Here is a 20,228-nt window from a genome sequence, read left to right as displayed (position 1 = left end):
AGACGTGTAAACTACCTTTAGTAGTTAACTGATTTGAGGAAAAGATGGTTGTTAAGCGCTTAAGAAAAGAAGAACGCCGCGCACAGCTGCTGGAAGTCGCGCGCGGAATTGTGCGCCAGCAAGGCACTGAGGCCCTTACGCTGGGTTTCCTGGCCGAGCGCGCCAACGTCACCAAACCCATTCCTTACGATCATTTTGGCGATCGTGAAGGGCTGCTGATGGCACTCTACCAGGACTTCAGCGACAGGCAGCTCAAGAAATTTCGCGAGACGTTGAACAGAGACAATAAAACGCTGGCACAGACGATCCGTTTTTTCAGCGCCGCGTATATCGACTGCGCGATCTCTGCGGGCCCCGAAACGGGCCCCATTGCGGCGGCTCTGTCCGGCTCGCGGGCGCTGCAGATTTTCCGCGAGGCCTGCGTGGCCGACTGCGCAGACTGCCTGCGGATGGCGCTTTCCCCTTTTATTGTGCTGCAAGGGGTAACAGGTGAAGCGGCCCTGACGGCCATTATTGGGGCCGCGGATGCGCTCAGTACGGCTGCCGGAAATGGGATCCTCGCGCGTAACGTTGCTGAAGAGATGCTCAGCGGCGCGATGACCGGCGTCCTCAATACCTATCTGGACAGCACAAAATGAGTGCCCTGCCAGATTGACAGTTAAGTTACCAATAGTAATATAGAGGCATCTTCACTCACCCTGTTGAGGTCTCTATGTCTGCATCAAACGTCATCAATACTGCCCTGATCGTGACGGCTCACCCGGTCGAAAATTCGTTATCCCAATCCCTCGCGCAGCGAATTGCCGGGAAGTTACAGGAACAGGGTACGCAGGTTGAAATAGCCGATCTGCATGCCGAAGGTTTTTCCCCGACCATGATTCGACCCGACCTTGACCTCTACCACGGCGATGTCAGTGCGCTGCCGGACGAGGTGCTGCGCGAGCAGCAGCGTGTCGAGCGCGCGGATATGCTGGTATTTGTCTTCCCGATATACTGGTGGTCCGTTCCCGCCCTTCTGAAAGGCTGGTTTGATCGGGTGCTGACCGTGAACTGGGCCTATAAAGTGGCTGAAGATGGTCGCATCGTGGGTAATTTACGTGATGTGCCCGTGCGCCTGGTCGCAACGGCGGGCAGCGATCTGGCCGGGTTCGATAAGCACGGTTATTCCGGAGCTATTCAGACCCAGATTGTTGAAGGGGTGTTTGGCTTCTGTGGCCTTAAAAACGTGACGCTCGATATCCTCTATCAGGCCGATTCAGCCACTCCTCAGCAGGTGGACGAATTCCTGCAAAGCCTCACTAAGATCTGAATCGTACGGCGCAGCCATTCCCGAGGTTTGGCTGCGCACGCAAAGCCGTAATTAGCGCGGTATCAGCGCTTCAAGTCCCCTTCGCAACTGACTGACCACCTCTTTGGTATCCATACCCATTTGCGCATGTATGATGGCACCGTCTATCAGCATTAAAATCTGCGTGTTAATAGCCTCATCGGCAATACCGGTGAGGGAGGCAATTTTTTCCCGGGTTTCAGATTTATGGTTGCGGCAAATGGCTTTTATTTCACTTTCATTGTCTTCTGATTTTGCTTCTGCGCTGGCATTAATAAACGCACAGCCATGAAACAACGGGGAAATAAACCACCCGTTAAGCGTTGCAGCTAATGCGTCCGATGCAGCCCGCCCCTCTTCGAGATATTGTCGAAGCGTGGTTTCAAACCAGGTAATCCACAGCTCGTGCCGATATTGCAGATAGGCAAGAATAAGCAAACTCTTACTCGGGAAATGGCGATAAAACGTCACTTTAGTCACTTTTGCCTGTTTGATAAGCGTATCAACGCCCGTTGCTCTGAACCCGGTGGAATAAAAGAGTTCGTGCGCGGTGAGTAATATTTTATCTCTGACGCTGACTTTTTGATCGTTATTCGTAGTGAGAGTATTCACGCTTATCTGGCCTCAAACAGTGTGTTGACAGACGGTATTTACAGGCATAGATTAACGCAAGTAGACAGACCTGTCTACATACTATCAACCCGAGGTAGCCGAGATGAACACACGCCCCCCTTTACCGCCGTTTACCCGTGAAAGCGCCATTGAAAAAGTCAGGCTGGCAGAAGATGGCTGGAATAGCCGCGACCCGGCAAAAATCGCACTGGCCTATTCGCTGGACACGCAGTGGCGTAACCGTACGGAGTTCGCCACGAATCGCGCGGAGGCGCAGGCGTTCCTTGAGCGGAAATGGAAGAAAGAGCTGGATTATCGCCTGATAAAAGAGCTTTGGGCATTTACCGACAACCGCATCGCCGTGCGCTATGCCTATGAATGGCATGATGATTCAGGGAACTGGTTCCGCTCTTACGGCAATGAAAACTGGGAGTTCGAGCCGGACGGCCTCATGAAGCGGCGTTTTGCCTGTATCAACGATATGCCCATCAAGGAATCTGAACGGCTCTTTCACTGGCCGCTGGGCAGACGCCCGGACGATCACCCGTCACTGAGCGATCTGGGGTTATAGGATTTTTCATCTCTCCGGGCTTCTGTCGGTTACCCGGAGAGGTGAATTTATAACACCCCTAACTGTTTCATCAGCGTCAGGTTGTCTTCTAAATGCCAGTTGGCGACTATTTTTCCTTCACGGATTTGATAAATATCCGTGGCGATAAAATCTATTTTTTGCCCCTGTCCTTTCAGTTTGCCAAATGTGCCTGTGAAGCTTCCGCGAAAATGCAGATGCGAAACGACGCGGTCGCCGGTAATAATCATCTGCTCCACTTCACAGCGTAAATCCGGTACCGCCGTGCGAAACGCCATGAAGTGCTGGTGGAAGTGCAGATGCCTTATGGCATCTCAATTGAGCAGACCAGCGCCGCAACGGCGAAGATCGACGGGTTTACCCTGGTTGGCAGTGCGGGACAGCGGGTGCCGCTGTCGCAAATCGGTCAGATTGAGGTCAAAATGGAAGACCCGCTCCTGCGTCGTCGCGACCGCACGCCCACCATTACCGTGCGCGGAGATATCGCCGACAATCTTCAGCCACCGGATGTGTCGGTGGCGATCATGAAACAGCTAAAACCGATCATTGATACGCTCCCGCCCGGATACCGCATTGAGATGGCAGGCTCAATTGAGGAATCAGGTAAAGCCACACAGGCCATGGTGCCGTTGTTCCCGATAATGATTGCCCTGACGTTACTGATCATCATTGTGCAGGTGCGATCTCTCTCCGCGATGGTGATGGTCTTTCTGACTGCCCCGCTGGGTCTGGTCGGCGTGGTTCCCACGCTGCTGCTGTTCAATCAACCTTTTGGGATCAATGCGCTCGTCGGGTTGATTGCGCTTTCGGGCATTCTTATGCGAAATACATTGATCCTTATCGGGCAGATTACGCATAACCAGAAGGAAGGTCTCGCCCCGTTCGATGCGGTGGTCGAAGCAACCGTCCAGCGGGCACGGCCGGTGTTACTGACAGCCCTGGCCGCCGTGCTGGCATTCATACCGCTGACCCATTCCGTATTCTGGGGGACGCTGGGCGGAACGATCATCACCCTGGTGTTCCTGCCGGCGATGTATGCGATCTGGTTCAGGATCCGTCCTGCGAGGAGCGTTTCAAATTAACAGGGAGAATGCGTTAAGTTTATTACATCCGGGAGTGCATTTTTAATTACCGACAGCTATTTTGCACCGACTCAATGTTTATTCATCCCACCTTTCGCCGCCTCACTGAGGCGGCCCAAAGTTAAATATCGCTCCCTAGGTCAAATAATAAAAAAATACCAAAACTGGCAGTTGATTCTTATTTGTATGACTTTTAAGATTTGTCTGCAAGGCATTGATTAAATTTGATTTAGGGAAATTAAAATGACAAAAAATATTGTTGCGGGAATGATGATGGCCGCGTTTTCAGGGGCAGTATATGCAGGATCCGCACAAGCCATACCGGATTTTTCACCAGAAAGTTTATCGGTTTCAGCCTCTGCCGGGATGCTGAGCGGAAAATCCCATGAAATGGTGTACGACGAAGTCACTGGAAGAAAAATCAGCCAGCTCGACTGGAAAATCAAAAATGTTGCCATTCTGAAAGGTGATATTTCCTGGGATGCTTATTCATTTTTGACACTGAACGCCCGCGGCTGGACGTCTCTGGCATCAGGCTCGGGTCATATGGATGACTACGACTGGATGAATGCAAAACAATCCTCCTGGACAGACCATTCATCCCATCCTGCGACCAACGTCAATTACGCCAATGAATACGATCTCAACGTTAAAGGCTGGATCTTCCAGGGCGATAACTATAAAGCTGGCGTAACCGCAGGTTATCAGGAAACGCGCTTCAGCTGGACGGCGACCGGTGGCTCTTATAATTATGATAACGGCACCAATACGGGCAACTTCCCGGCAGGTGAACGCGGTATTGGCTATAGCCAGCGCTTCTCCATGCCGTACATTGGCCTGGCGGGTCAGTACCGTTTCAATGATTTTGAATTCAATGCCCTGTTTAAATTCAGTGACTGGGTACGCGCGCACGACAACGACGAGCACTATATGCGCGATCTGACCTTCCGTGAGAAGACCTCGGATTCCCGCTATTACGGTGCGTCAGTTGACGCAGGTTATTACGTCACGCCGAACGCCAAAGTGTTTGCTGAATTTACCTATAGCAGTTACGAAGAAGGTAAAGGCGGTACGCAGATTATTGATACCAATACTGGCGAATCGGGCTCTATTGGCGGAGACGCTGCCGGTATTTCAAACCGCAACTATACCATTACCGCGGGTCTGCAATACCGCTTCTGATCCTGTTGTGATTTATCAAGATCGGGCCCCTGACGGGGCCTTTTTGTGATGTTGAGTTAAACTCACATTGATTCTGACTATTTGTCGTTTTTCAAACGCGACGTCCCTGAAATATCATCCTTCAAAATTGATAAATGTTCAGGGAGCAAACATGACGCTTGACGTTATATTTCATTTAATGAAGCTGGTCTCACTAGATGAATATTCATCCGGCGCCAATTTATCGGCACTGCTGGAATCGCTGTCAGCAGAAAAAGAGAACGATGTGACCCTTGCGGCCTTTGTGCATCGCCTTCACATTCTGTGTGCCGCTCACAACGACCCCATGCAAGCTGAAGCGTTGCTCGCCGCTAATCTGCCAAAAGAAGGTGAGCCCCTTCCCGTACTGGATTTTTCAGGATGGCCGCTGGTGCGTTACGCCCTTTCAGGTGAATTACAAACACCCGAGTCCGAGGCGTACTTTCAGAACGTCACGTCGGCTGCCACTATATTGCGTGCAGCGATAGTAGATTCAGAGCGCGCAAACAATACGCCTGCGATCGCTATTCTCGATAAACTTCTCAACCTGAACGGTGCATTGCCGGAAAGGTATAAAAAAATGGCAAATATTCCATACGCCTGAAGTCTATAGAGCAGGATACGCCCGCGGCATATCCTGCTTTTGATAACTACAGCCGATGCTCGTCGTATTCCAGACAGATGATATCAAGAGAAGGAATGACCGGGGCATGCAGGTCAAGCCAGTCCAGCAGACATTCAATACTCTTTTTCCTGAGTGAATTTTTCGGCCAGACAATGTAATAACCGTCTCCGGTGGCGATGGCTTCTTTGAAAGGCAGCGCAAGCAGTCCGCTATTCAGCGCGTCAAGCGAAAGCAGCAGGTCGGCAATCGCGACGCCATGGCCGTTCATGGCGGCACTACTCCCCTGTTCAAGGGTGTCGAAAACCGCTCCGCGACTCATATCAAGCCCGGGGAATAACCCCGTCCTTCTCAGCCACCGCCGCCAGTCGCGTCTGTCCGGGGAAGGATGGATCAGATCGCACTGCGAAAGTTGCTCTCGGGCAGATTCCAGTAAAGCGGGGGTACAGACCGGAATAAGCCATTCACTGAAAAGCAATCGGCTCTCCGTTGACTCGCCAAAATGGCCGTTGCCCAGCAGGATCGCGCAATCATAGGGCTCTCGCGTGAAATCAACGGTATCGATGTCCATCCAGACGCTGGCTATTTCAACGTCGGGTTTTTCATGATGTTCACGAAACGATCGCAGGACGTTAAGCAACCATCTCATGGTGAGCGTACTCGGTGCCTTCAGCCGCAACAGGTGGTTTTCACTCCTGAAAGCCCGACAGGCCCACTCGATGCTCCTGAACCCTTCGTGAAGCTGCCCGGCCAGAACACGCCCCGCCTCACTGATCTCCACTCTCGGCCCCTGCCGTTTGAACAGCTCACAGTCGAACCACATTTCCAGGGTGCGGACATGTCTGCTGACCGCGCCCGGCGTAATATTGAGCACTTCAGCGGCTTTACTGAAGGAGTTTACTCGCGCAGCGACTTCAAAGGCGCGCAGGGCATAGAGTGGTGGTAAGGACATCGTTTCCCTTAACAAGGCGGCGGTTAAACCCGTAATACACCGGGCTTACGTTAAATGACGATCGGGTCGGTTAATTGACCCTTTCACTTTCTTCTATCCAGCGTATCAGCGCCGGAAGCTGCGTTTCTGAGAATACCGCGATCCCATGTTCAGCGAGTAATGCTGCCGCGACACCCATCCCCGTGTTTCGCACGCCGCTAAAAGAACCATCATAGATATGCTGGCTCCCGCAGGTTGGGCTGCCATCCGTGAGCAGCGCCGCGCGACAGCCATGCTCCTGTGCGGTACGTAGCGCAAGCCAGGCGGCAAGCTGATAGTGCTCGGTGACATCCTGGCCCGTATTCTCAATGATTCTGGCCTGCCCGCGCATGACATCCCGACCGTCGGCCGACAAAATCTCTGCTGGTGGTCGGGGCACCGGCAACCCGGCAGCCAGTTCAGGGCAGTGGATCACTAACCGCTGCTCCGCTTGCCAGCGGGAGAGTTGCGCCATCGCCTTCGCTTTTTCGCTGCCGTTGTAACGCACCCTGAACCCCATCAGGCACGCACTGACCAGAATTTTATTTATCATCGCTTCCCTGTCGTGTAGATGATGAAAGTGAGGAAGTGTAACACGCTGCGGGTACTGGCGTGGATGGTGAAGGTTGGCTGTGTGTGAGAAATATAGTTGAGGAAGATAAGCACCTGTTTAATCGTCTGGCTGTTCAGTATTATTATTCAGCATCGTAAATTGTCTGAATTCGATACGTTGATGAGGGATTAGGATGGAACAGAATTTCACACCTGAACAAATTGAAATGATAAACCGTGTTGTTTTTGCGCAAATCAACGTAATGAATGAGAAAATTGCTCAAATCATTGAAGATACAGAATCTACGGCACACCATCAATTGAAGGATAATGGCATCGACATGACAGATTTCTATCCCGCGAATAAGCATTTCCTGATGATGTCGCTTATACAACATCTGATAGATAAAGTGCACGGTGGCGATATGGCGCTGGCCCAAAAGATGCTGATTATGGAAGCTAAGAGGCTGAACATCAGCGTAAATGTTGAGGCGGATAAGTCGAGAGAGTGAGTCGCAGAAATGGCCGGGCATGGGTCATTCATAGCATTGTGATGACGTATGCTCAGTAAAACTGACACGAAAACGTCCAGAGTCCCTCCGGTGATTTGTGAAAATAGCCGATACCATTATCCGCCCACATCCAGTTGACCTTTTCCTCTGATCCCACCTGAAAGACAAAGTCTTCTATCCCCGCGCCATGTTGTATCTCCATCGGATATCCTCCGACCTTGGTTCCCCTGTAGCGTTTGAAATCATCATGGAAGCGGTCGCTTGCCTCCTGATCATCGTTTACGTCAGAAAGGTCAATAATATCCCAGGCATCCTCCCATCCCGGCGCATCATCATTGACGCCCAACCATCGAACCGGAAATGCGCGATAAGGCGTGTCTGTTGCAGGCAATAACTCAAGCCCTTCAAGGGTGGCATATTCGCGTATGAGCCAACCTTCACCATGAGGTTTATCAAATGGATGGCTTTCAATATTGTGAAAGAGCACCAGGAGTGCGACGTCCTTCAGTTGCTCAGGGATAACGGGAAGCTCATCTATACGAATCTGAAGAAGCGGAAACATCGGCTGCCCCTTCCAGAGTGGTAATCCTTCACCGGGAAGAGCGACACCGTTCAAAAACCAGGATGTAAGGGGGTCTGCCGGGGGACGAAAACCGCCCACTTGTGCCACCGATGCAGGACGTAATTTGGATCTGAGCTCGTCTAAAACTAACGCACTCCTGGATTTCATATGTGTCGCCTTACGTATGGAGAGACTCTATACAGTCTGAAATAAAGACATTTTTATTATATCGTAATCATTATTCATCAGACCTGCATATAAAAAGGGCTTGTCATGTTTGCGGTTGAGAAATTAAAAGTGAAGTACCCAGGCGCCGGTGCCTGGCAAATGGGCGACAGCCCGGAACTGGCCAGCGAGCTTGCAGACCTGATTAAAAAAGGGATCAAAACCGCTTCCTGCGGATCTTTTGCCTCTTATCAGCAGGAGGAGTCTGCCCCGCGGATCGGGAGCTATAACATTATTCTTGATGGCCAGAATGTTCCGGTCTGTGTCACCCGGCTGGTTTAAATGCGACTGGTGCGTTTTTGTGATGTGACCGAGGCGTTTGCCCGTAAAGAAGGTGAAGGCGATTTAAGCCTTGAATACTGGCAGAAAGAGCATCAACGATTTTTCACCCGAGAAGGTCATTTTTCTGAAGATATGGAGTTGATCGCAGAAGAATTTGAAGTGGTTGAGGTGCTGTGAAAGGAGAGAAAATTAATCGCCCGGGCCAGGACGTAGCAGTGAGGGTGTGAAAGGCGCCACCGGCGCCCTGGTGTAAGACGTATTGCAGTACCTCGACTGTTTTTCCACCGTAAATGTCCCTGTCAGGCAGCTTTCACGGCTCGGATTTTTTTACTGCCAGCCTCATCAGATTCTGTTTTGTCGGTTACAGCGTTGAGATCGGGCAGTTTGCTGGTACGCAGAATATGCTGCACGGCCTCTTTCTGCTCGGCGAGATACAGCCCCAGATCTTCAGCCTGCGTTTCGTCCATCTGCAGTCCGCTTTGCAGCAGCCAGTCGGTGAACGCGTCTGCCATGTCGAGCAGTTTGTCGTGCGCGTCAGCCTCTTTCTTACTGGCAAATGTCATTTTCTCTTCACCTTTTCTTACAACAACATATTTTGTTTCAACCGCCATGATGCGCCCCTTTCACTGTATTTATATACAGTATAGCCCTTCACGGTGTAGCTTGCAGCTAAAATTTATTTTCTGTCCGTCCCCCTTACCGCTGCCCCACTCTGCCCGCCAGTGGGTGAGCCTTAACCCAGACGGCCAGCGTATGAACTACACTTCTTAATTCGCGGCGGAGTCGGGCCGTATACCGCATTTCATTTCTGCCTTTCATGCAATCTGTCTATCTGAGTGGAGAATAATCATGGGTTATGTAACAACTCGCGATGGCGTCAATATCTACTACAAGGACTGGGGTCCAAAAGACGGGAAAGTGATCTTTTTCCATCACGGCTGGCCGCTAAGCAGTGATGACTGGGACGCCCAGATGCTGTTCTTCGTCAATAAAGGATTTCGCGTTGTGGCCCATGACCGTCGCGGTCATGGTCGTTCAGATCAGGTGTGGGACGGCCATGATATGGATCACTACGCTGACGATGTGGCCGCCGTTGTGGAACATCTTGGCGTACAGGGTGCGATGCATGTCGGGCATTCAACCGGCGGCGGTGAGGTGGTGCGTTATATCGCCCGGCACGGTGAAGACAAAGTTTCCAAAGCCGTACTGATCAGTGCTGTACCGCCCCTGATGGTGAAGACGGAGAGTAATCCTCAGGGTACGCCAAAGTCAGTGTTTGATGATTTTCAGGCCCAGCTGGCGGCGAATCGTCCTCAGTTTTATTATGACGTGCCCGCGGGACCGTTCTATGGATTTAATCGCCCGGGGGCGAAGCCTTCCGAAGCGGTCATCTATAACTGGTACCGTCAGGGGATGATGGGAAGCGCCAAGGCGCATTACGATGGGATTGTGGCCTTCTCGCAGACTGACTTCACGGAAGACCTTAAAGGGATATCCATCCCTGTTCTGGTCATTCATGGGGATGACGATCAGGTGGTGCCGTATGCAGATTCCGGCGCGATGTCAGTCAAGCTGGTCCAAAACGGAACCCTGCATACGTATAAAGGCGCGCCTCACGGTATCCCAACGACACATGCCGATCAGGTTAATGCCGATCTTCTCGCCTTTATAAACAGTTAACCCCGCGCCTTACCCCCTCAGGCGGGAGCAAAACGGTTCCCGCCCAGGCCAGGGTGATGTCTGGCATAAATGCCGCGTTTTGGGGCTTACAATGCTGCGACGCCATGCCCCCGGAGCCTGACCATACTGACGCTTAAAGCTGCGGTTGAAAGACTGCTGGGAGTCAAAACCCAACGCGATCGCCACGTTCAGGATCGGCTCATCGCTATGGGTTAACCGCTCCATCGATTTTTGAAGTTTCTGTGCACGGATATACTCGGCAATAGGATAACCCGTGTGTTCTTTGAAGATCCGCTGAAGATGCCATTTTGAATAGCCTGCACGCTTTGATACGGTCTCAATGTCCAGACGACTATCCAGGTTATTGTCGATCCAGTCGAGCAGATCGTGAATAAATGCGCCAGTGTCCATCTTCTCCCCCACACGCCACGTAGTAAAAAGCACCTTTGTTAGTTGCATTTAAAGATGGCCCGACTTGATGTTAAATGCAAGTTTTATTGTTGCATTTAAATCCCTGCCGAAAACGCGCCTTTTTCCCCGCCCTCAAATAGCACATAAAGTGCAACAATTATTCTTGCACTAAATTTAGCGCCTACCTACAATCGCCGCGATAGTGTATTCACAATTGTTACAGTTTTGTGGCGATGAACGACACAAATGGCCTTAAGCCAGCCCGGACAAAGGAAGTGGCGCGGCGTCCCCCGTTGCGTCTTGCCCGGCGGCTACAACTACCGGAATAAAAATAATGAGCCTGCAAAAAACCTGGGGTAATTTTCATCTGAACGCGTTGGGCGCGGTGTTACTCTCCGCCCTGCTCGTCGGGTGTGACGAGGGTGTCGCGCAAAATGCCGCGCCACAAGCGCCCACCGTCAGCGCCGCTGACGTGGTCGTCAAGTCCATTAGCCAGTGGGACAGCTTTAATGGCCGGATCGAAGCGGTGGAAAGCGTACAGCTCCGCCCTCGCGTCTCCGGCTACATTGATAAAGTGAATTACACCGACGGTCAGGAGGTCAAAAAAGGCCAGGTATTGTTCACGATCGATGACAGAACATATCGCGCCACGCTGGAACAGGCGCAGGCAGCGCTGGCAAGAGCCAAAACGCAGGCCAGCCTGGCGCAAAGCGAGGCAAACCGTACCGATAAACTGGTCAATACCCATCTGGTCTCACGTGAAGAGTGGGAGCAGCGCCGCGCTGCTGCCGTCCAGGCCCAGGCCGACATTCGCGCCGCACAGGCGGCGGTGGATGCCGCGCAGCTGAACCTGGATTTCACTAAAGTGACCGCCCCTATCGACGGGCGCGCCAGCCGCGCGTTGATCACCAGCGGGAACCTCGTTACCGCCGGTGACAGCGCCAGCGTGCTCACCACGCTGGTCTCGCAGAAGACGGTTTACGTCTACTTTGACGTGGATGAGTCAACTTACCTTCACTATCAAAAACTCGCCCTCAGCGGGCACGGTGCCGCCAGCACTCACCAGGCGCTACCGGTTGAGATTGGGCTGGTGGGCGAGGATGGCTATCCCCATCAGGGCAAAGTCGATTTTCTTGATAATCAGTTAACACCCAGTACCGGCACCATCCGCATGCGCGCGCTGCTGGATAACACACAGCGTCAGTTCACGCCGGGACTGTTTGCCCGCGTCCGCCTGCCGGGCAGCGCGGAGTTCCAGGCCACGCTAATTGACGACAAGGCAGTACTGACCGATCAGGATCGGAAGTATGTCTATGTCGTTGATAAAGAGAGTAAAGCGCAGCGTCGTGATATTACGCCAGGGCGTCTGGCCGACGGTTTACGTATCGTCCAGCAGGGGCTGAAGCCTGGCGATAAAGTCATCGTCGACGGTTTACAAAAAGTGTTTATGCCGGGCATGCCGGTAAACGCGAAAACCGTTGCCATGACCACCCGCGCCGCCCTTAACTGATCCCTTATCTGAGAATCCGACCCATGGACTTTTCCCGCTTTTTTATCGACAGGCCAATCTTTGCTGCGGTGCTGTCGATACTGATTTTTATCACAGGATTAATCGCCATCCCGCTGTTGCCGGTGAGCGAATACCCTGACGTTGTGCCGCCAAGCGTGCAGGTGCGCGCGGAGTATCCCGGCGCCAACCCGAAGGTGATTGCAGAGACCGTGGCGACGCCGCTGGAAGAAGCGATCAACGGCGTTGAAAACATGATGTACATGAAGTCCGTCGCCGGCTCCGACGGCGTACTGGTGACCACCGTCACGTTCCGCCCAGGAACCGACCCGGATCAGGCCCAGGTTCAGGTACAAAACCGCGTGTCACAGGCCGAAGCGCGCCTGCCGGAAGACGTTCGCCGTCTGGGTATCACCACCCAGAAGCAGTCGCCGACGCTGACGCTGGTGGTGCATCTGTTTTCGCCCGGCGGTAAGTACGATTCACTCTATATGCGTAACTACGCCACGCTGAAAGTGAAGGATGAACTGGCGCGTCTGCCCGGCGTTGGCCAAATCCAGATTTTTGGCTCGGGCGAATACGCGATGCGCGTCTGGCTGGATCCAAATAAGGTGGCAGCGCGCGGCCTGACCGCCTCGGACGTGGTGACGGCGATGCAGGAGCAAAACGTGCAGGTGTCAGCCGGACAGTTGGGCGCCGAGCCGCTGCCGAAAGAGAGCGATTTCCTGATCTCCATTAACGCGCAGGGTCGTCTGCATACCGAAGAAGAGTTTGGCAATATTATCCTGAAAACCGCGCAGGACGGCTCGCTGGTGCGCCTGCGCGATGTGGCGCGCATTGAAATGGGCTCCGGTAGCTATGCGCTGCGTTCCCAGCTCAACAATAAAGACGCGGTCGGGATTGGTATCTTCCAGTCGCCGGGAGCGAACGCTATCGATCTGTCTAACGCGGTGCGCGCTAAAATGGCAGAACTGTCTACCCGTTTCCCGGAAGACATGAAATGGGCGGCACCGTACGATCCGACGGTATTCGTGCGTGACTCCATTCGCGCGGTCGTGCAGACGCTGCTGGAAGCGGTGGTGCTGGTTGTACTGGTTGTCATTCTGTTCCTGCAAACCTGGCGTGCGTCGATCATTCCGCTGATCGCGGTGCCGGTCTCGGTGGTCGGCACGTTCAGCGTTCTTTATCTGCTGGGCTTTTCGCTTAACACCCTGAGTTTGTTCGGGCTGGTGCTGGCGATCGGTATCGTCGTGGACGATGCCATTGTGGTGGTGGAAAACGTCGAGCGAAACATCGAAGAGGGGCTTGCGCCGCTGGCGGCAGCGCATCAGGCGATGCGTGAAGTCTCCGGGCCGATTATCGCGATTGCGCTGGTGCTGTGCGCGGTGTTCGTGCCGATGGCGTTTCTTTCTGGGGTTACGGGTCAGTTCTACAAGCAGTTTGCGGTGACGATTGCGATATCAACGGTGATCTCCGCCATTAACTCGCTGACGCTTTCGCCTGCGCTGGCCGCCCTGCTCCTGAAGCCGCACGGCGCGCCGAAGGACCTCCCTACCCGGCTTATCGATCGCCTGTTCGGCTGGATTTTCCGTCCGTTTAACCGCTTCTTCCACCGTAGCTCGAACGGTTATCAGGGGCTGGTGAGCAAAACACTCGGACGACGCGGTGCGGTGTTTGTGGTCTATGTACTGCTGCTCTGTGCCGCAGGCGTGATGTTTAAAGCCGTACCCGGCGGGTTTATTCCCACTCAGGATAAGCTGTACCTGATTGGCGGCGTGAAAATGCCGGAAGGCTCATCGCTGGCACGTACCGATGCAGTGATCCGCAAAATGAGCGAAATCGGTATGAACACCGAGGGCGTGGATTATGCGGTCGCCTTCCCGGGGCTGAATGCGCTGCAGTTCACCAATACGCCGAATACCGGGACGGTCTTCTTTGGCCTGAAACCGTTTGACCAGCGTAAACACACGGCGGCGGAAATTAACGCCGAGATCAATGCCAAAATCGCGCAAATCCAGCAGGGCTTTGGCTTCTCCATTCTGCCGCCGCCTATTCTGGGGCTGGGTCAGGGGTCGGGTTACTCGCTGTACATCCAGGATCGGGCCGGTCTGGGCTACGGTGCGTTGCAAAATGCGGTGAACACCATGTCGGGCGCAATTATGCAGACGCCGGGAATGCACTTCCCTATCTCCACCTACCAGGCGAACGTTCCGCAGCTGGATGTGCAGGTCGACAGGGATAAGGCCAAAGCCCAGGGCGTGTCGCTGACCGATCTGTTCGGGACGCTGCAAACCTATCTGGGATCGTCTTATGTGAATGACTTTAACCAGTTCGGCCGCACCTGGCGCGTCATGGCGCAGGCCGACGGGCCGTACCGCGACAGCGTGGAAGATATTGCGAATCTGCGCACCCGTAATAACCAGGGTGAGATGGTGCCGATTGGCAGTATGGTCAATATCAGTACCACTTACGGGCCCGATCCGGTGATCCGCTACAACGGCTATCCGGCGGCGGACCTGATTGGCGATGCCGATCCGCGCGTCCTCTCCTCTACCCAGGCGATGACGCAACTGGAGGGGATGTCTAAGCAGATTCTGCCGAACGGGATGAATATCGAGTGGACGGATCTGAGCTTCCAGCAGGCCACTCAGGGGAACACGGCGTTAATCGTCTTCCCGGTCGCGGTTCTGCTGGCGTTCCTGGTCCTGGCGGCACTGTACGAAAGCTGGACGCTGCCGCTGGCGGTGATCCTTATCGTGCCGATGACGATGCTCTCTGCCCTGTTTGGCGTCTGGCTGACCGGCGGTGATAACAACGTGTTTGTGCAGGTGGGTCTGGTAGTATTGATGGGGCTGGCGTGTAAAAACGCGATTCTTATCGTGGAGTTCGCCCGCGAGCTGGAAATCCAGGGCAAAGGTATAATGGAAGCGGCGCTCGAAGCGTGCCGCCTGCGTTTACGTCCGATTGTGATGACCTCCATCGCCTTTATCGCCGGGACCATCCCGCTCATCCTCGGCCACGGTGCGGGTGCAGAAGTGCGCGGCGTCACCGGGATCACGGTATTCTCCGGTATGCTGGGCGTAACGCTGTTTGGTCTGTTCCTGACGCCGGTGTTTTACGTGACGCTGCGTAAATTTGTCACACGCGGCAAAGTGGAAAGAGAGGTCTTGCCCGCGTAATACGCTGCAGATAACAAAAAACCGCCTTCACGATGAAGGCGGTTTTTTTATGCAGCCATTAATGCGCTTTCTTGTACTGGGCAATCAGTTCGGGCACCGGATCGCACCCGCTGGTATCCGCTTTCTTGAGCTCTTCCAGCGCGCTTGCCACGGTATGACCGGCTAAGACCGCGAGTGACGCCTGCTCGGCCTCTTCAGCGATGGATTTAAAGTACCAGCACGTATTCGCGCTCACTACGCAGCGCGCCGGTACGTCGGGACGCGACGCCCACAGCTTTTTATCTTCTATGACAGAAAGGTAGATATCACGCAGGGTGATCTGTTCCGGCGGGCGGCCAAGATGAATTGAGCCGTTGCGACCAAGCGTTGAGACGATAATACCGTCACGCGTGAGGGGAACCATCAGTTTGCGGATGAAGCTCGGATTCGCTTCCAGGCCGTAAGCCAGAATCGCACTCGTCGAACGTTCACCCAATTGCTCCGCCATCGCTACGCTGAGAACCATCTGCAAAGCTGTCGGGAAGCGGTAATCTAACATTTACGTATCCTGGGTTGCGGTGAATCTTATTCTTTTTGGCACCGCAGAGGTGAATAATCAATAAGCAACAATATAACAAATACCGTAATTATTTTGAAGCTATCTACTTTGACCCGCCCCGTAAAAAAGAGTTTCCATCGCGCACGAAATGGGATCACCCTCCCGTTTTCTTCAGGCGAATGCCGGGTTGGGGAAATCCACCGTCACTCTGAGCCCACCGTCAGCAGAGGTACTCAGGCTCACGCTGCTGTTGTGCTGCTGCGCCACCGCTTTAACGATGGCCAGACCCAGCCCGCTCCCGTTCTGCACCTGATTAGGGTCGCGGAAAAACCGGTCAAACACCCGTTCCCTCAACGCCACCGGAATACCCGGCCCGGCATCGGAGACGCTGAATTGAGTGGACGTCTCCGCCGAAAAGAGATCGACCTCCACCCGCCCGCCTTGCGGGCTGTATTTGATGGCATTTTCAATCACGTTATCGATAAGCGACATCAGACGCTCCTTGACACCGCTCACCCAGCTTTCTTCCAGAGCGTAGAATTCAAGCTCAATATTGCGTTCCGCGGCGAGCGGTGCCAGCACCGCCATGCGCTCCTGGATGAGCGTCGTAAGCGGCACCGGCTCCATCGCCGTATCCACGCTTGCTTCGCTGTGCATCATCAGCAAAAGCTGATTAACCAGACGCGCTGCCCGGCTATTGCTGCGAATAATTCCCGCCAGCAGCGCCTGTTGATTATCACTGCTGACGTAGGCCTGCAACGCCTCCACATTGATTCGCATCGCAGCCAGCGGCGTGCGCAGTTCGTGAGCGGCATCGGCAATAAATACCCGCTCCCTTTCCGTGCTTTCTCGCACCCTGGCAAGGAACTGATTAATCGCATTCACCATCTGGCTAAGCTCCCGGTGCGTTGGAACCGCCTTTAACGGAGAGAGATCTTCTGGCGCGCGCGAGGCAATTTCATTCACGACGTTGTTCCAAGGGCGCATAGCGATGCGGATTGACAGCCATGCGGGAAACAGCAGAAAAGGAATACACACCAGCAGCGGCATGATGTAGTAGCCACGCGAGTTGAGGTAGATAAAGAAATTCCACCCCGCTGCAGGCGTCACCAGCGTCACCTCCACGTCGGAATTCGCGGATTTTAGCGTACGGCTGGTCCAGCTACGCCCGTCGCTGTGAATTCGCTCGATCTTCCCCAACCGGGTATTTTTCACGCCTATCGGTGCGCCAGCAGAGGCATACAGTATTGCGTTATGCTTGCGAATAATCATGGTGATGGAGAGTCCCGCATCGTCCCCGCCGCCGTAATCTTCCCGCAACGCCTGGCTGAATTGCTCCAGCACCTCGCTTCGTTCCTGCGTACGCCCTTCCATGTGTTCAACAAGAGTAAATATGGTTTTATATGTCTTATCGCCGGTCAGGATCGGGGGGCTACGCAAGTCATCCCACAGCATCCAGGTTAAAAAAAGACACCACAGCAGTGTCAGCAGAAGCATCTGAGCGACCATGATTCGCCGCACCAGCGTGGGCACCCGCAGGAAACGCCACAGGTTTCGCATCAATATGCTTCCTTCTGAATCGCAACGGTGTCAATGACATACCCGACGCCCCGTACCGTTCGTACATAGCCGTCGCCAATTTTTCGACGCAAGTTCCCCATATGCACATCAAGCGCATTACTCATGTTTTCTTTCGCACCAAAGATCCTCTCTTCCAGAAAACGGCGCGTAAGCACGCGGTCAGCACGCAACATCAGGGTTTCAAGCAGCGCGTATTCGCTGACCGTCAGCTCAATATGGCGGGAACTCACCGTGACGCGACGCGTCGGCACATGCAGGGATAATCCTCTGATTTCTACCGCCTCGTTTTGATAGCCATAACTGCGCCGCGCAAGCGCCCTCACCCGGGCCAGCAGCTCGGCGAGCACAAACGGTTTAACCAGATAGTCATCGGCACCGGCATCCAGCCCGCTCAGGCGATCCTGCAGCGTTCCTCGCGCCGTCAGGATAATAACGGGGATGCCTTTTAGCTGCTGACGCACGTACGCCATCAGGCTCATACCATCGCCATCCGGCAGCCCCAGGTCGAGCAGAATAAGTTCAGGCGCGCAGACAGCAAGTTGATGCAGCGCATCCTCTTTGCGGCGGACCCATATGACATCTAGCCCTTGATCTGCAAGGGCAATACGCACGCCATTGCCGAGATCAAGGTCGTCTTCAATAAGTAATATTTTCACAAGGGCAACTTTATCAACCGTGAATGAAGAACGTCTTAAGAAAGAGACGGTAACAGGTAATTTAACAGTTTTGCATCATCGGCATCTGCTTCAGTCTTTCTTCATTTTGAGCTCATAAGAACCTTAGGGTGGACATTCAAACTGGGCGCTCTGGCGATTAACACCGCTTGTAACGTAATCATTTGAATCCAAAAGGACTTCTTTAATGAGACATATCGAACTGCGTCACTCGTTCCCCCTTTCGCTCCCGGGGCTCAGTCTGAAGCAAATCGTGCCAGGCGCACTGCTGGCATTACTGGCCACCCCGGTACTGGCCGCAGAACAACAGGGCAACGTGCTGACCTTAGGCGGAGGCGTGGATGTTGCGCCCCGCTATTCGGGTTCGGATAAAAACCGCGCAACCACGGCGGTGGTGGTGGATTACGCGATGTATAACGGATTCTTCGTCAGCACCACGCGAGGGATCGGTTACGGCAACAACATCGGCAACCTGGATTACAACGCGGCGCTGAGCTATCGCGCGGGCCGTAAGGATCGGGACGTGGACAGCGATTCGATCAGCGGCGGCAGCGATTATTTGCGCGGTATGGGCGACATCAAAGGTTCGGCTCTGGTGGTGCCAGGGCTGGGGTACAAAGTGACCGACTGGCTAAATCTGCAATTACAGGCAGAGGTGCCGGTTTCGGAGCGAGACAACGGCGAAGCGCTGCATTTCGGCATTTCCAGCCCGCTCTTTACCTCACAGAACAACGCGGTGACACTGTCGCTGACCGGTAGCTGGGGCAGCAGCAAGTACATGCAGACTTACTACGGGGTGAATGCATCCCAGTCCACCGCATCCGGATTTGCCCGATATGACGCTGGCGCGGGAATTTATGCCTGGTCAACGAATCTCGACTGGACGCACAAGCTCACCCAACGCTGGAGCGTGGTTGCTGGCGCAGGCGTTACGCAGCTGATGGGGGATGCAGCCGACAGCCCGATTGTTCAGCGAAAAACCTCGCCGACAGGAAGTTTGAAGGTTACGTACAGTTTCTGATTTATTTGGATGGAACGCCAAAACCCGCCCCGTGTTAGATGACGGGGCGGCACTTGATAGGGATAAGGAACGTATCGCGTCAGGTTGACAGGTCATGATTGCAGGCTGGCATGTGTACCAATACGCCATTCTGTTCCTGCGTGAGCGTCGGTTTTGAGCGAAGAGCGAACGTTAGCAATTATTCTGCTAGCCTAATAGAGGGTTAGTAAAAAATGGGATTTCAGTTAGCATTGGATTCTCATTCTGCCAAACGAAACTGAGGATTTTAATATGGGGCCTTATCGCACTTATCTAATCACTGGTGCAACAAAAGGGATAGGAAGAGCACTCAGTGACAAATTATCAGAACAGGGTCACCAGGTTGTGGGTATTGCCCGTAATGTTGATGCCAGCTTTCCGGGGGTTTTATATACGGCTGACCTGAGTAGCGCTGATGAGACTAACTTAATTTTATTGAAAATAGTCGAAAATCACGAAATTCACGGCATTGTAAATAATGTGGGTGTAGCCTTACCTCAACAACTTGGAGGCATTAATATTCAAACGTTCCTGAAGGTCATGGATATAAACGTACGGGTGGCAGTTCAAATAACACAAGCACTCATCGGCAACATGAAGAGCAGAGGCTGGGGAAGAATAGTTAATGTATGTAGCCGTGCCATCTACGGTGCGATTGACCGAACAGCTTACTCAGCAGCAAAAAGTGCTCTGGTAGGTTGTACACGGACCTGGGCATTAGAGCTTGCTCAATTCGGGATCACCTCGAATGCGATTGCTCCTGGGCCAATAGAGACAGAGCTTTTTCATAAAACACGACCTGTTGGAAGTGAAGCAGAACAACGTATTTTATCGACAATCCCAATGGGCAGACTGGGTTCTCCTGCTGAAGTGGCTTCAGCAATAGCCTTTCTTTTATCACCAGAAGCGAGTTTTATTACTGGCGTAGTGCTGCCTGTTGATGGTGGAGGAAGCCTGGGAGGACGTTAGAAACGTTCAGAAACTCTGTGGAAATAGATAACGCCTATCCAGGGCAGAAATTTGATATTGTCGCAGTTAGTAAGATATTTTTAACCGGTCTAATCCAATAAATACACTGATGCAT

The 20,228-nt window shown here is 53.4% G+C and carries 22 protein-coding genes and 1 pseudogene; 13 read left to right on the top strand and 10 right to left on the bottom strand.

Annotated elements, in window-relative coordinates; translation table 11 throughout:
• Nucleotides 1-44: 44 nt before the first annotated feature.
• Entirely contained in the window at nt 45-638 is a 594-nt protein-coding gene (locus AC2FAK_RS08760) for a TetR/AcrR family transcriptional regulator (RefSeq protein ID WP_023620833.1), read from the top strand.
• 74 nt (nt 639-712) lie between these two features.
• Nucleotides 713-1,309 carry an NAD(P)H-dependent oxidoreductase gene (locus AC2FAK_RS08755; protein WP_094915781.1) on the top strand — a complete coding sequence of 199 codons (597 nt, stop codon included), beginning with the start codon at nt 713-715 and terminating at the stop codon, nt 1,307-1,309.
• Nucleotides 1,310-1,360: 51 nt separating this feature from the next.
• Here AC2FAK_RS08755 and AC2FAK_RS08750 read toward each other — a convergent pair whose 3' ends face one another.
• Nucleotides 1,361-1,939 (bottom strand): TetR/AcrR family transcriptional regulator, encoded by a 579-nt coding sequence (locus tag AC2FAK_RS08750; RefSeq protein ID WP_045901120.1) that lies wholly within the window; start codon nt 1,937-1,939, stop codon nt 1,361-1,363.
• Nucleotides 1,940-2,042: 103 nt separating this feature from the next.
• Between AC2FAK_RS08750 and AC2FAK_RS08745 the strand changes: the two genes are divergently transcribed.
• Nucleotides 2,043-2,510, top strand: a complete 468-nt coding sequence (locus AC2FAK_RS08745) for a nuclear transport factor 2 family protein (RefSeq protein WP_047351751.1) — start codon at nt 2,043-2,045, stop codon at nt 2,508-2,510.
• A 47-nt stretch (nt 2,511-2,557) separates the two neighbouring features.
• On the opposite strand, the gene AC2FAK_RS08740 is transcribed toward AC2FAK_RS08745, so the two are convergent.
• Complete coding sequence (locus tag AC2FAK_RS08740; RefSeq protein ID WP_276307906.1) at nt 2,558-2,836, bottom strand: ester cyclase; 279 nt, start codon at nt 2,834-2,836, stop codon at nt 2,558-2,560.
• On the opposite strand from AC2FAK_RS08740, the gene AC2FAK_RS08735 reads away from it, so the two are divergent.
• From AC2FAK_RS08735 to AC2FAK_RS08725, 3 genes are all read left to right on the top strand, one after another.
• A complete protein-coding gene (locus AC2FAK_RS08735) occupies nt 2,810-3,610 on the top strand; it encodes an efflux RND transporter permease subunit (RefSeq protein ID WP_311379467.1) in 801 nt (266 codons plus the stop codon). The genes AC2FAK_RS08740 and AC2FAK_RS08735 overlap by 27 nt on opposite strands.
• A gap of 243 nt (nt 3,611-3,853) precedes the next feature.
• Nucleotides 3,854-4,792, top strand: coding sequence for an omptin family outer membrane protease (locus AC2FAK_RS08730; protein WP_013096729.1), 939 nt, complete (start codon nt 3,854-3,856; stop codon nt 4,790-4,792).
• Nucleotides 4,793-4,943: 151 nt separating this feature from the next.
• Nucleotides 4,944-5,414 carry a hypothetical protein gene (locus tag AC2FAK_RS08725; protein WP_013096730.1) on the top strand — a complete coding sequence of 157 codons (471 nt, stop codon included), beginning with the start codon at nt 4,944-4,946 and terminating at the stop codon, nt 5,412-5,414.
• A gap of 46 nt (nt 5,415-5,460) precedes the next feature.
• On the opposite strand, the gene AC2FAK_RS08720 is transcribed toward AC2FAK_RS08725, so the two are convergent.
• Together AC2FAK_RS08720 and AC2FAK_RS08715 are read right to left on the bottom strand one after the other, a co-directional pair.
• Nucleotides 5,461-6,384, bottom strand: a complete 924-nt coding sequence (locus AC2FAK_RS08720; RefSeq protein ID WP_095454739.1) for a LysR substrate-binding domain-containing protein — start codon at nt 6,382-6,384, stop codon at nt 5,461-5,463.
• Between the two features lie 70 nt (nt 6,385-6,454).
• Nucleotides 6,455-6,955, bottom strand: coding sequence for a 2-thiouracil desulfurase family protein (locus AC2FAK_RS08715; RefSeq protein WP_047023951.1), 501 nt, complete (start codon nt 6,953-6,955; stop codon nt 6,455-6,457).
• Nucleotides 6,956-7,148: 193 nt separating this feature from the next.
• Here AC2FAK_RS08715 and AC2FAK_RS08710 point away from each other — a divergent pair, with 193 nt between their 5' ends.
• Nucleotides 7,149-7,466 carry a nitroreductase gene (locus AC2FAK_RS08710; protein ID WP_095454740.1) on the top strand — a complete coding sequence of 106 codons (318 nt, stop codon included), beginning with the start codon at nt 7,149-7,151 and terminating at the stop codon, nt 7,464-7,466.
• Nucleotides 7,467-7,518: 52 nt separating this feature from the next.
• Here the strand turns inward: AC2FAK_RS08710 and AC2FAK_RS08705 are convergent, their stop codons facing one another.
• Nucleotides 7,519-8,196 carry a DUF1963 domain-containing protein gene (locus AC2FAK_RS08705; RefSeq protein ID WP_050859474.1) on the bottom strand — a complete coding sequence of 226 codons (678 nt, stop codon included), beginning with the start codon at nt 8,194-8,196 and terminating at the stop codon, nt 7,519-7,521.
• Nucleotides 8,197-8,355: 159 nt separating this feature from the next.
• Here AC2FAK_RS08705 and AC2FAK_RS08700 point away from each other — a divergent pair.
• Nucleotides 8,356-8,712: pseudogene (locus AC2FAK_RS08700) on the top strand (ASCH domain-containing protein).
• A gap of 122 nt (nt 8,713-8,834) precedes the next feature.
• On the opposite strand, the gene AC2FAK_RS08695 reads toward AC2FAK_RS08700, so the two are convergent.
• Nucleotides 8,835-9,146: a YebG family protein gene (locus AC2FAK_RS08695; RefSeq protein WP_038419338.1), complete on the bottom strand. Its 312-nt coding sequence runs from the start codon at nt 9,144-9,146 to the stop codon at nt 8,835-8,837.
• A 238-nt stretch (nt 9,147-9,384) separates the two neighbouring features.
• On the opposite strand from AC2FAK_RS08695, the gene AC2FAK_RS08690 reads away from it, so the two are divergent.
• Nucleotides 9,385-10,215 carry an alpha/beta fold hydrolase gene (locus AC2FAK_RS08690; RefSeq protein ID WP_020688164.1) on the top strand — a complete coding sequence of 277 codons (831 nt, stop codon included), beginning with the start codon at nt 9,385-9,387 and terminating at the stop codon, nt 10,213-10,215.
• Between the two features lie 9 nt (nt 10,216-10,224).
• Here AC2FAK_RS08690 and AC2FAK_RS08685 read toward each other — a convergent pair whose 3' ends face one another.
• On the bottom strand, nt 10,225-10,626 hold the full coding sequence (locus tag AC2FAK_RS08685) for a helix-turn-helix domain-containing protein (RefSeq protein ID WP_095454741.1): 402 nt from the start codon (nt 10,624-10,626) through the stop codon (nt 10,225-10,227).
• A gap of 334 nt (nt 10,627-10,960) precedes the next feature.
• Here AC2FAK_RS08685 and oqxA point away from each other — a divergent pair, with 334 nt between their 5' ends.
• Both oqxA and oqxB read left to right on the top strand, forming a co-directional pair.
• A complete protein-coding gene (gene oqxA / locus AC2FAK_RS08680; RefSeq protein WP_061771643.1) occupies nt 10,961-12,136 on the top strand; it encodes a multidrug efflux RND transporter periplasmic adaptor subunit OqxA in 1,176 nt (391 codons plus the stop codon).
• Between the two features lie 23 nt (nt 12,137-12,159).
• Nucleotides 12,160-15,312 (top strand): multidrug efflux RND transporter permease subunit OqxB, encoded by a 3,153-nt coding sequence (gene oqxB, locus AC2FAK_RS08675; RefSeq protein ID WP_095454742.1) that lies wholly within the window; start codon nt 12,160-12,162, stop codon nt 15,310-15,312.
• A 58-nt stretch (nt 15,313-15,370) separates the two neighbouring features.
• On the opposite strand, the gene oqxR is transcribed toward oqxB, so the two are convergent.
• The 3 genes from oqxR to AC2FAK_RS08660 form a co-directional block, all read right to left on the bottom strand.
• Complete coding sequence (gene oqxR, locus AC2FAK_RS08670) at nt 15,371-15,850, bottom strand: efflux pump transcriptional repressor OqxR (protein ID WP_013096741.1); 480 nt, start codon at nt 15,848-15,850, stop codon at nt 15,371-15,373.
• Between the two features lie 171 nt (nt 15,851-16,021).
• Nucleotides 16,022-17,410: a sensor histidine kinase gene (locus AC2FAK_RS08665; RefSeq protein WP_095454743.1), complete on the bottom strand. Its 1,389-nt coding sequence runs from the start codon at nt 17,408-17,410 to the stop codon at nt 16,022-16,024.
• Nucleotides 17,410-18,087: a response regulator gene (locus tag AC2FAK_RS08660; protein WP_095454744.1), complete on the bottom strand. Its 678-nt coding sequence runs from the start codon at nt 18,085-18,087 to the stop codon at nt 17,410-17,412. Before AC2FAK_RS08660 ends, AC2FAK_RS08665 begins: the two co-directional genes overlap by 1 nt.
• Before the next feature lie 205 nt (nt 18,088-18,292).
• Between AC2FAK_RS08660 and AC2FAK_RS08655 the strand changes: the two genes are divergently transcribed.
• Together AC2FAK_RS08655 and AC2FAK_RS08650 are read left to right on the top strand one after the other, a co-directional pair.
• Nucleotides 18,293-19,126: a MipA/OmpV family protein gene (locus AC2FAK_RS08655; protein WP_095454745.1), complete on the top strand. Its 834-nt coding sequence runs from the start codon at nt 18,293-18,295 to the stop codon at nt 19,124-19,126.
• A gap of 270 nt (nt 19,127-19,396) precedes the next feature.
• Nucleotides 19,397-20,113, top strand: coding sequence for an SDR family oxidoreductase (locus tag AC2FAK_RS08650; RefSeq protein ID WP_095454746.1), 717 nt, complete (start codon nt 19,397-19,399; stop codon nt 20,111-20,113).
• The last annotated feature ends 115 nt before the right edge of the window (nt 20,114-20,228 follow it).

The sequence above is a fragment of the Enterobacter cloacae complex sp. 394F7 genome (genome assembly GCF_057320385.1).
This window is presented reverse-complemented; position numbering and strand designations above follow the sequence as displayed.

Coding starts and splice junctions, on each gene's coding strand:
- AC2FAK_RS08760 (WP_023620833.1), top strand. CDS start 45: ATGGTTGTTAAGCGCTTAAGAAAAGAAGAACGCCGCGCACAGCTGCTG.
- AC2FAK_RS08755 (WP_094915781.1), top strand. CDS start 713: ATGTCTGCATCAAACGTCATCAATACTGCCCTGATCGTGACGGCTCAC.
- AC2FAK_RS08745 (WP_047351751.1), top strand. CDS start 2,043: ATGAACACACGCCCCCCTTTACCGCCGTTTACCCGTGAAAGCGCCATT.
- AC2FAK_RS08730 (WP_013096729.1), top strand. CDS start 3,854: ATGACAAAAAATATTGTTGCGGGAATGATGATGGCCGCGTTTTCAGGG.
- AC2FAK_RS08725 (WP_013096730.1), top strand. CDS start 4,944: ATGACGCTTGACGTTATATTTCATTTAATGAAGCTGGTCTCACTAGAT.
- AC2FAK_RS08720 (WP_095454739.1), bottom strand. CDS start 6,384: ATGTCCTTACCACCACTCTATGCCCTGCGCGCCTTTGAAGTCGCTGCG.
- AC2FAK_RS08715 (WP_047023951.1), bottom strand. CDS start 6,955: ATGATAAATAAAATTCTGGTCAGTGCGTGCCTGATGGGGTTCAGGGTG.
- AC2FAK_RS08710 (WP_095454740.1), top strand. CDS start 7,149: ATGGAACAGAATTTCACACCTGAACAAATTGAAATGATAAACCGTGTT.
- AC2FAK_RS08705 (WP_050859474.1), bottom strand. CDS start 8,196: ATGAAATCCAGGAGTGCGTTAGTTTTAGACGAGCTCAGATCCAAATTA.
- AC2FAK_RS08695 (WP_038419338.1), bottom strand. CDS start 9,146: ATGGCGGTTGAAACAAAATATGTTGTTGTAAGAAAAGGTGAAGAGAAA.
- AC2FAK_RS08690 (WP_020688164.1), top strand. CDS start 9,385: ATGGGTTATGTAACAACTCGCGATGGCGTCAATATCTACTACAAGGAC.
- AC2FAK_RS08685 (WP_095454741.1), bottom strand. CDS start 10,626: ATGGACACTGGCGCATTTATTCACGATCTGCTCGACTGGATCGACAAT.
- oqxA (WP_061771643.1), top strand. CDS start 10,961: ATGAGCCTGCAAAAAACCTGGGGTAATTTTCATCTGAACGCGTTGGGC.
- oqxB (WP_095454742.1), top strand. CDS start 12,160: ATGGACTTTTCCCGCTTTTTTATCGACAGGCCAATCTTTGCTGCGGTG.
- oqxR (WP_013096741.1), bottom strand. CDS start 15,850: ATGTTAGATTACCGCTTCCCGACAGCTTTGCAGATGGTTCTCAGCGTA.
- AC2FAK_RS08665 (WP_095454743.1), bottom strand. CDS start 17,410: ATGCGAAACCTGTGGCGTTTCCTGCGGGTGCCCACGCTGGTGCGGCGA.
- AC2FAK_RS08655 (WP_095454745.1), top strand. CDS start 18,293: ATGAGACATATCGAACTGCGTCACTCGTTCCCCCTTTCGCTCCCGGGG.
- AC2FAK_RS08650 (WP_095454746.1), top strand. CDS start 19,397: ATGGGGCCTTATCGCACTTATCTAATCACTGGTGCAACAAAAGGGATA.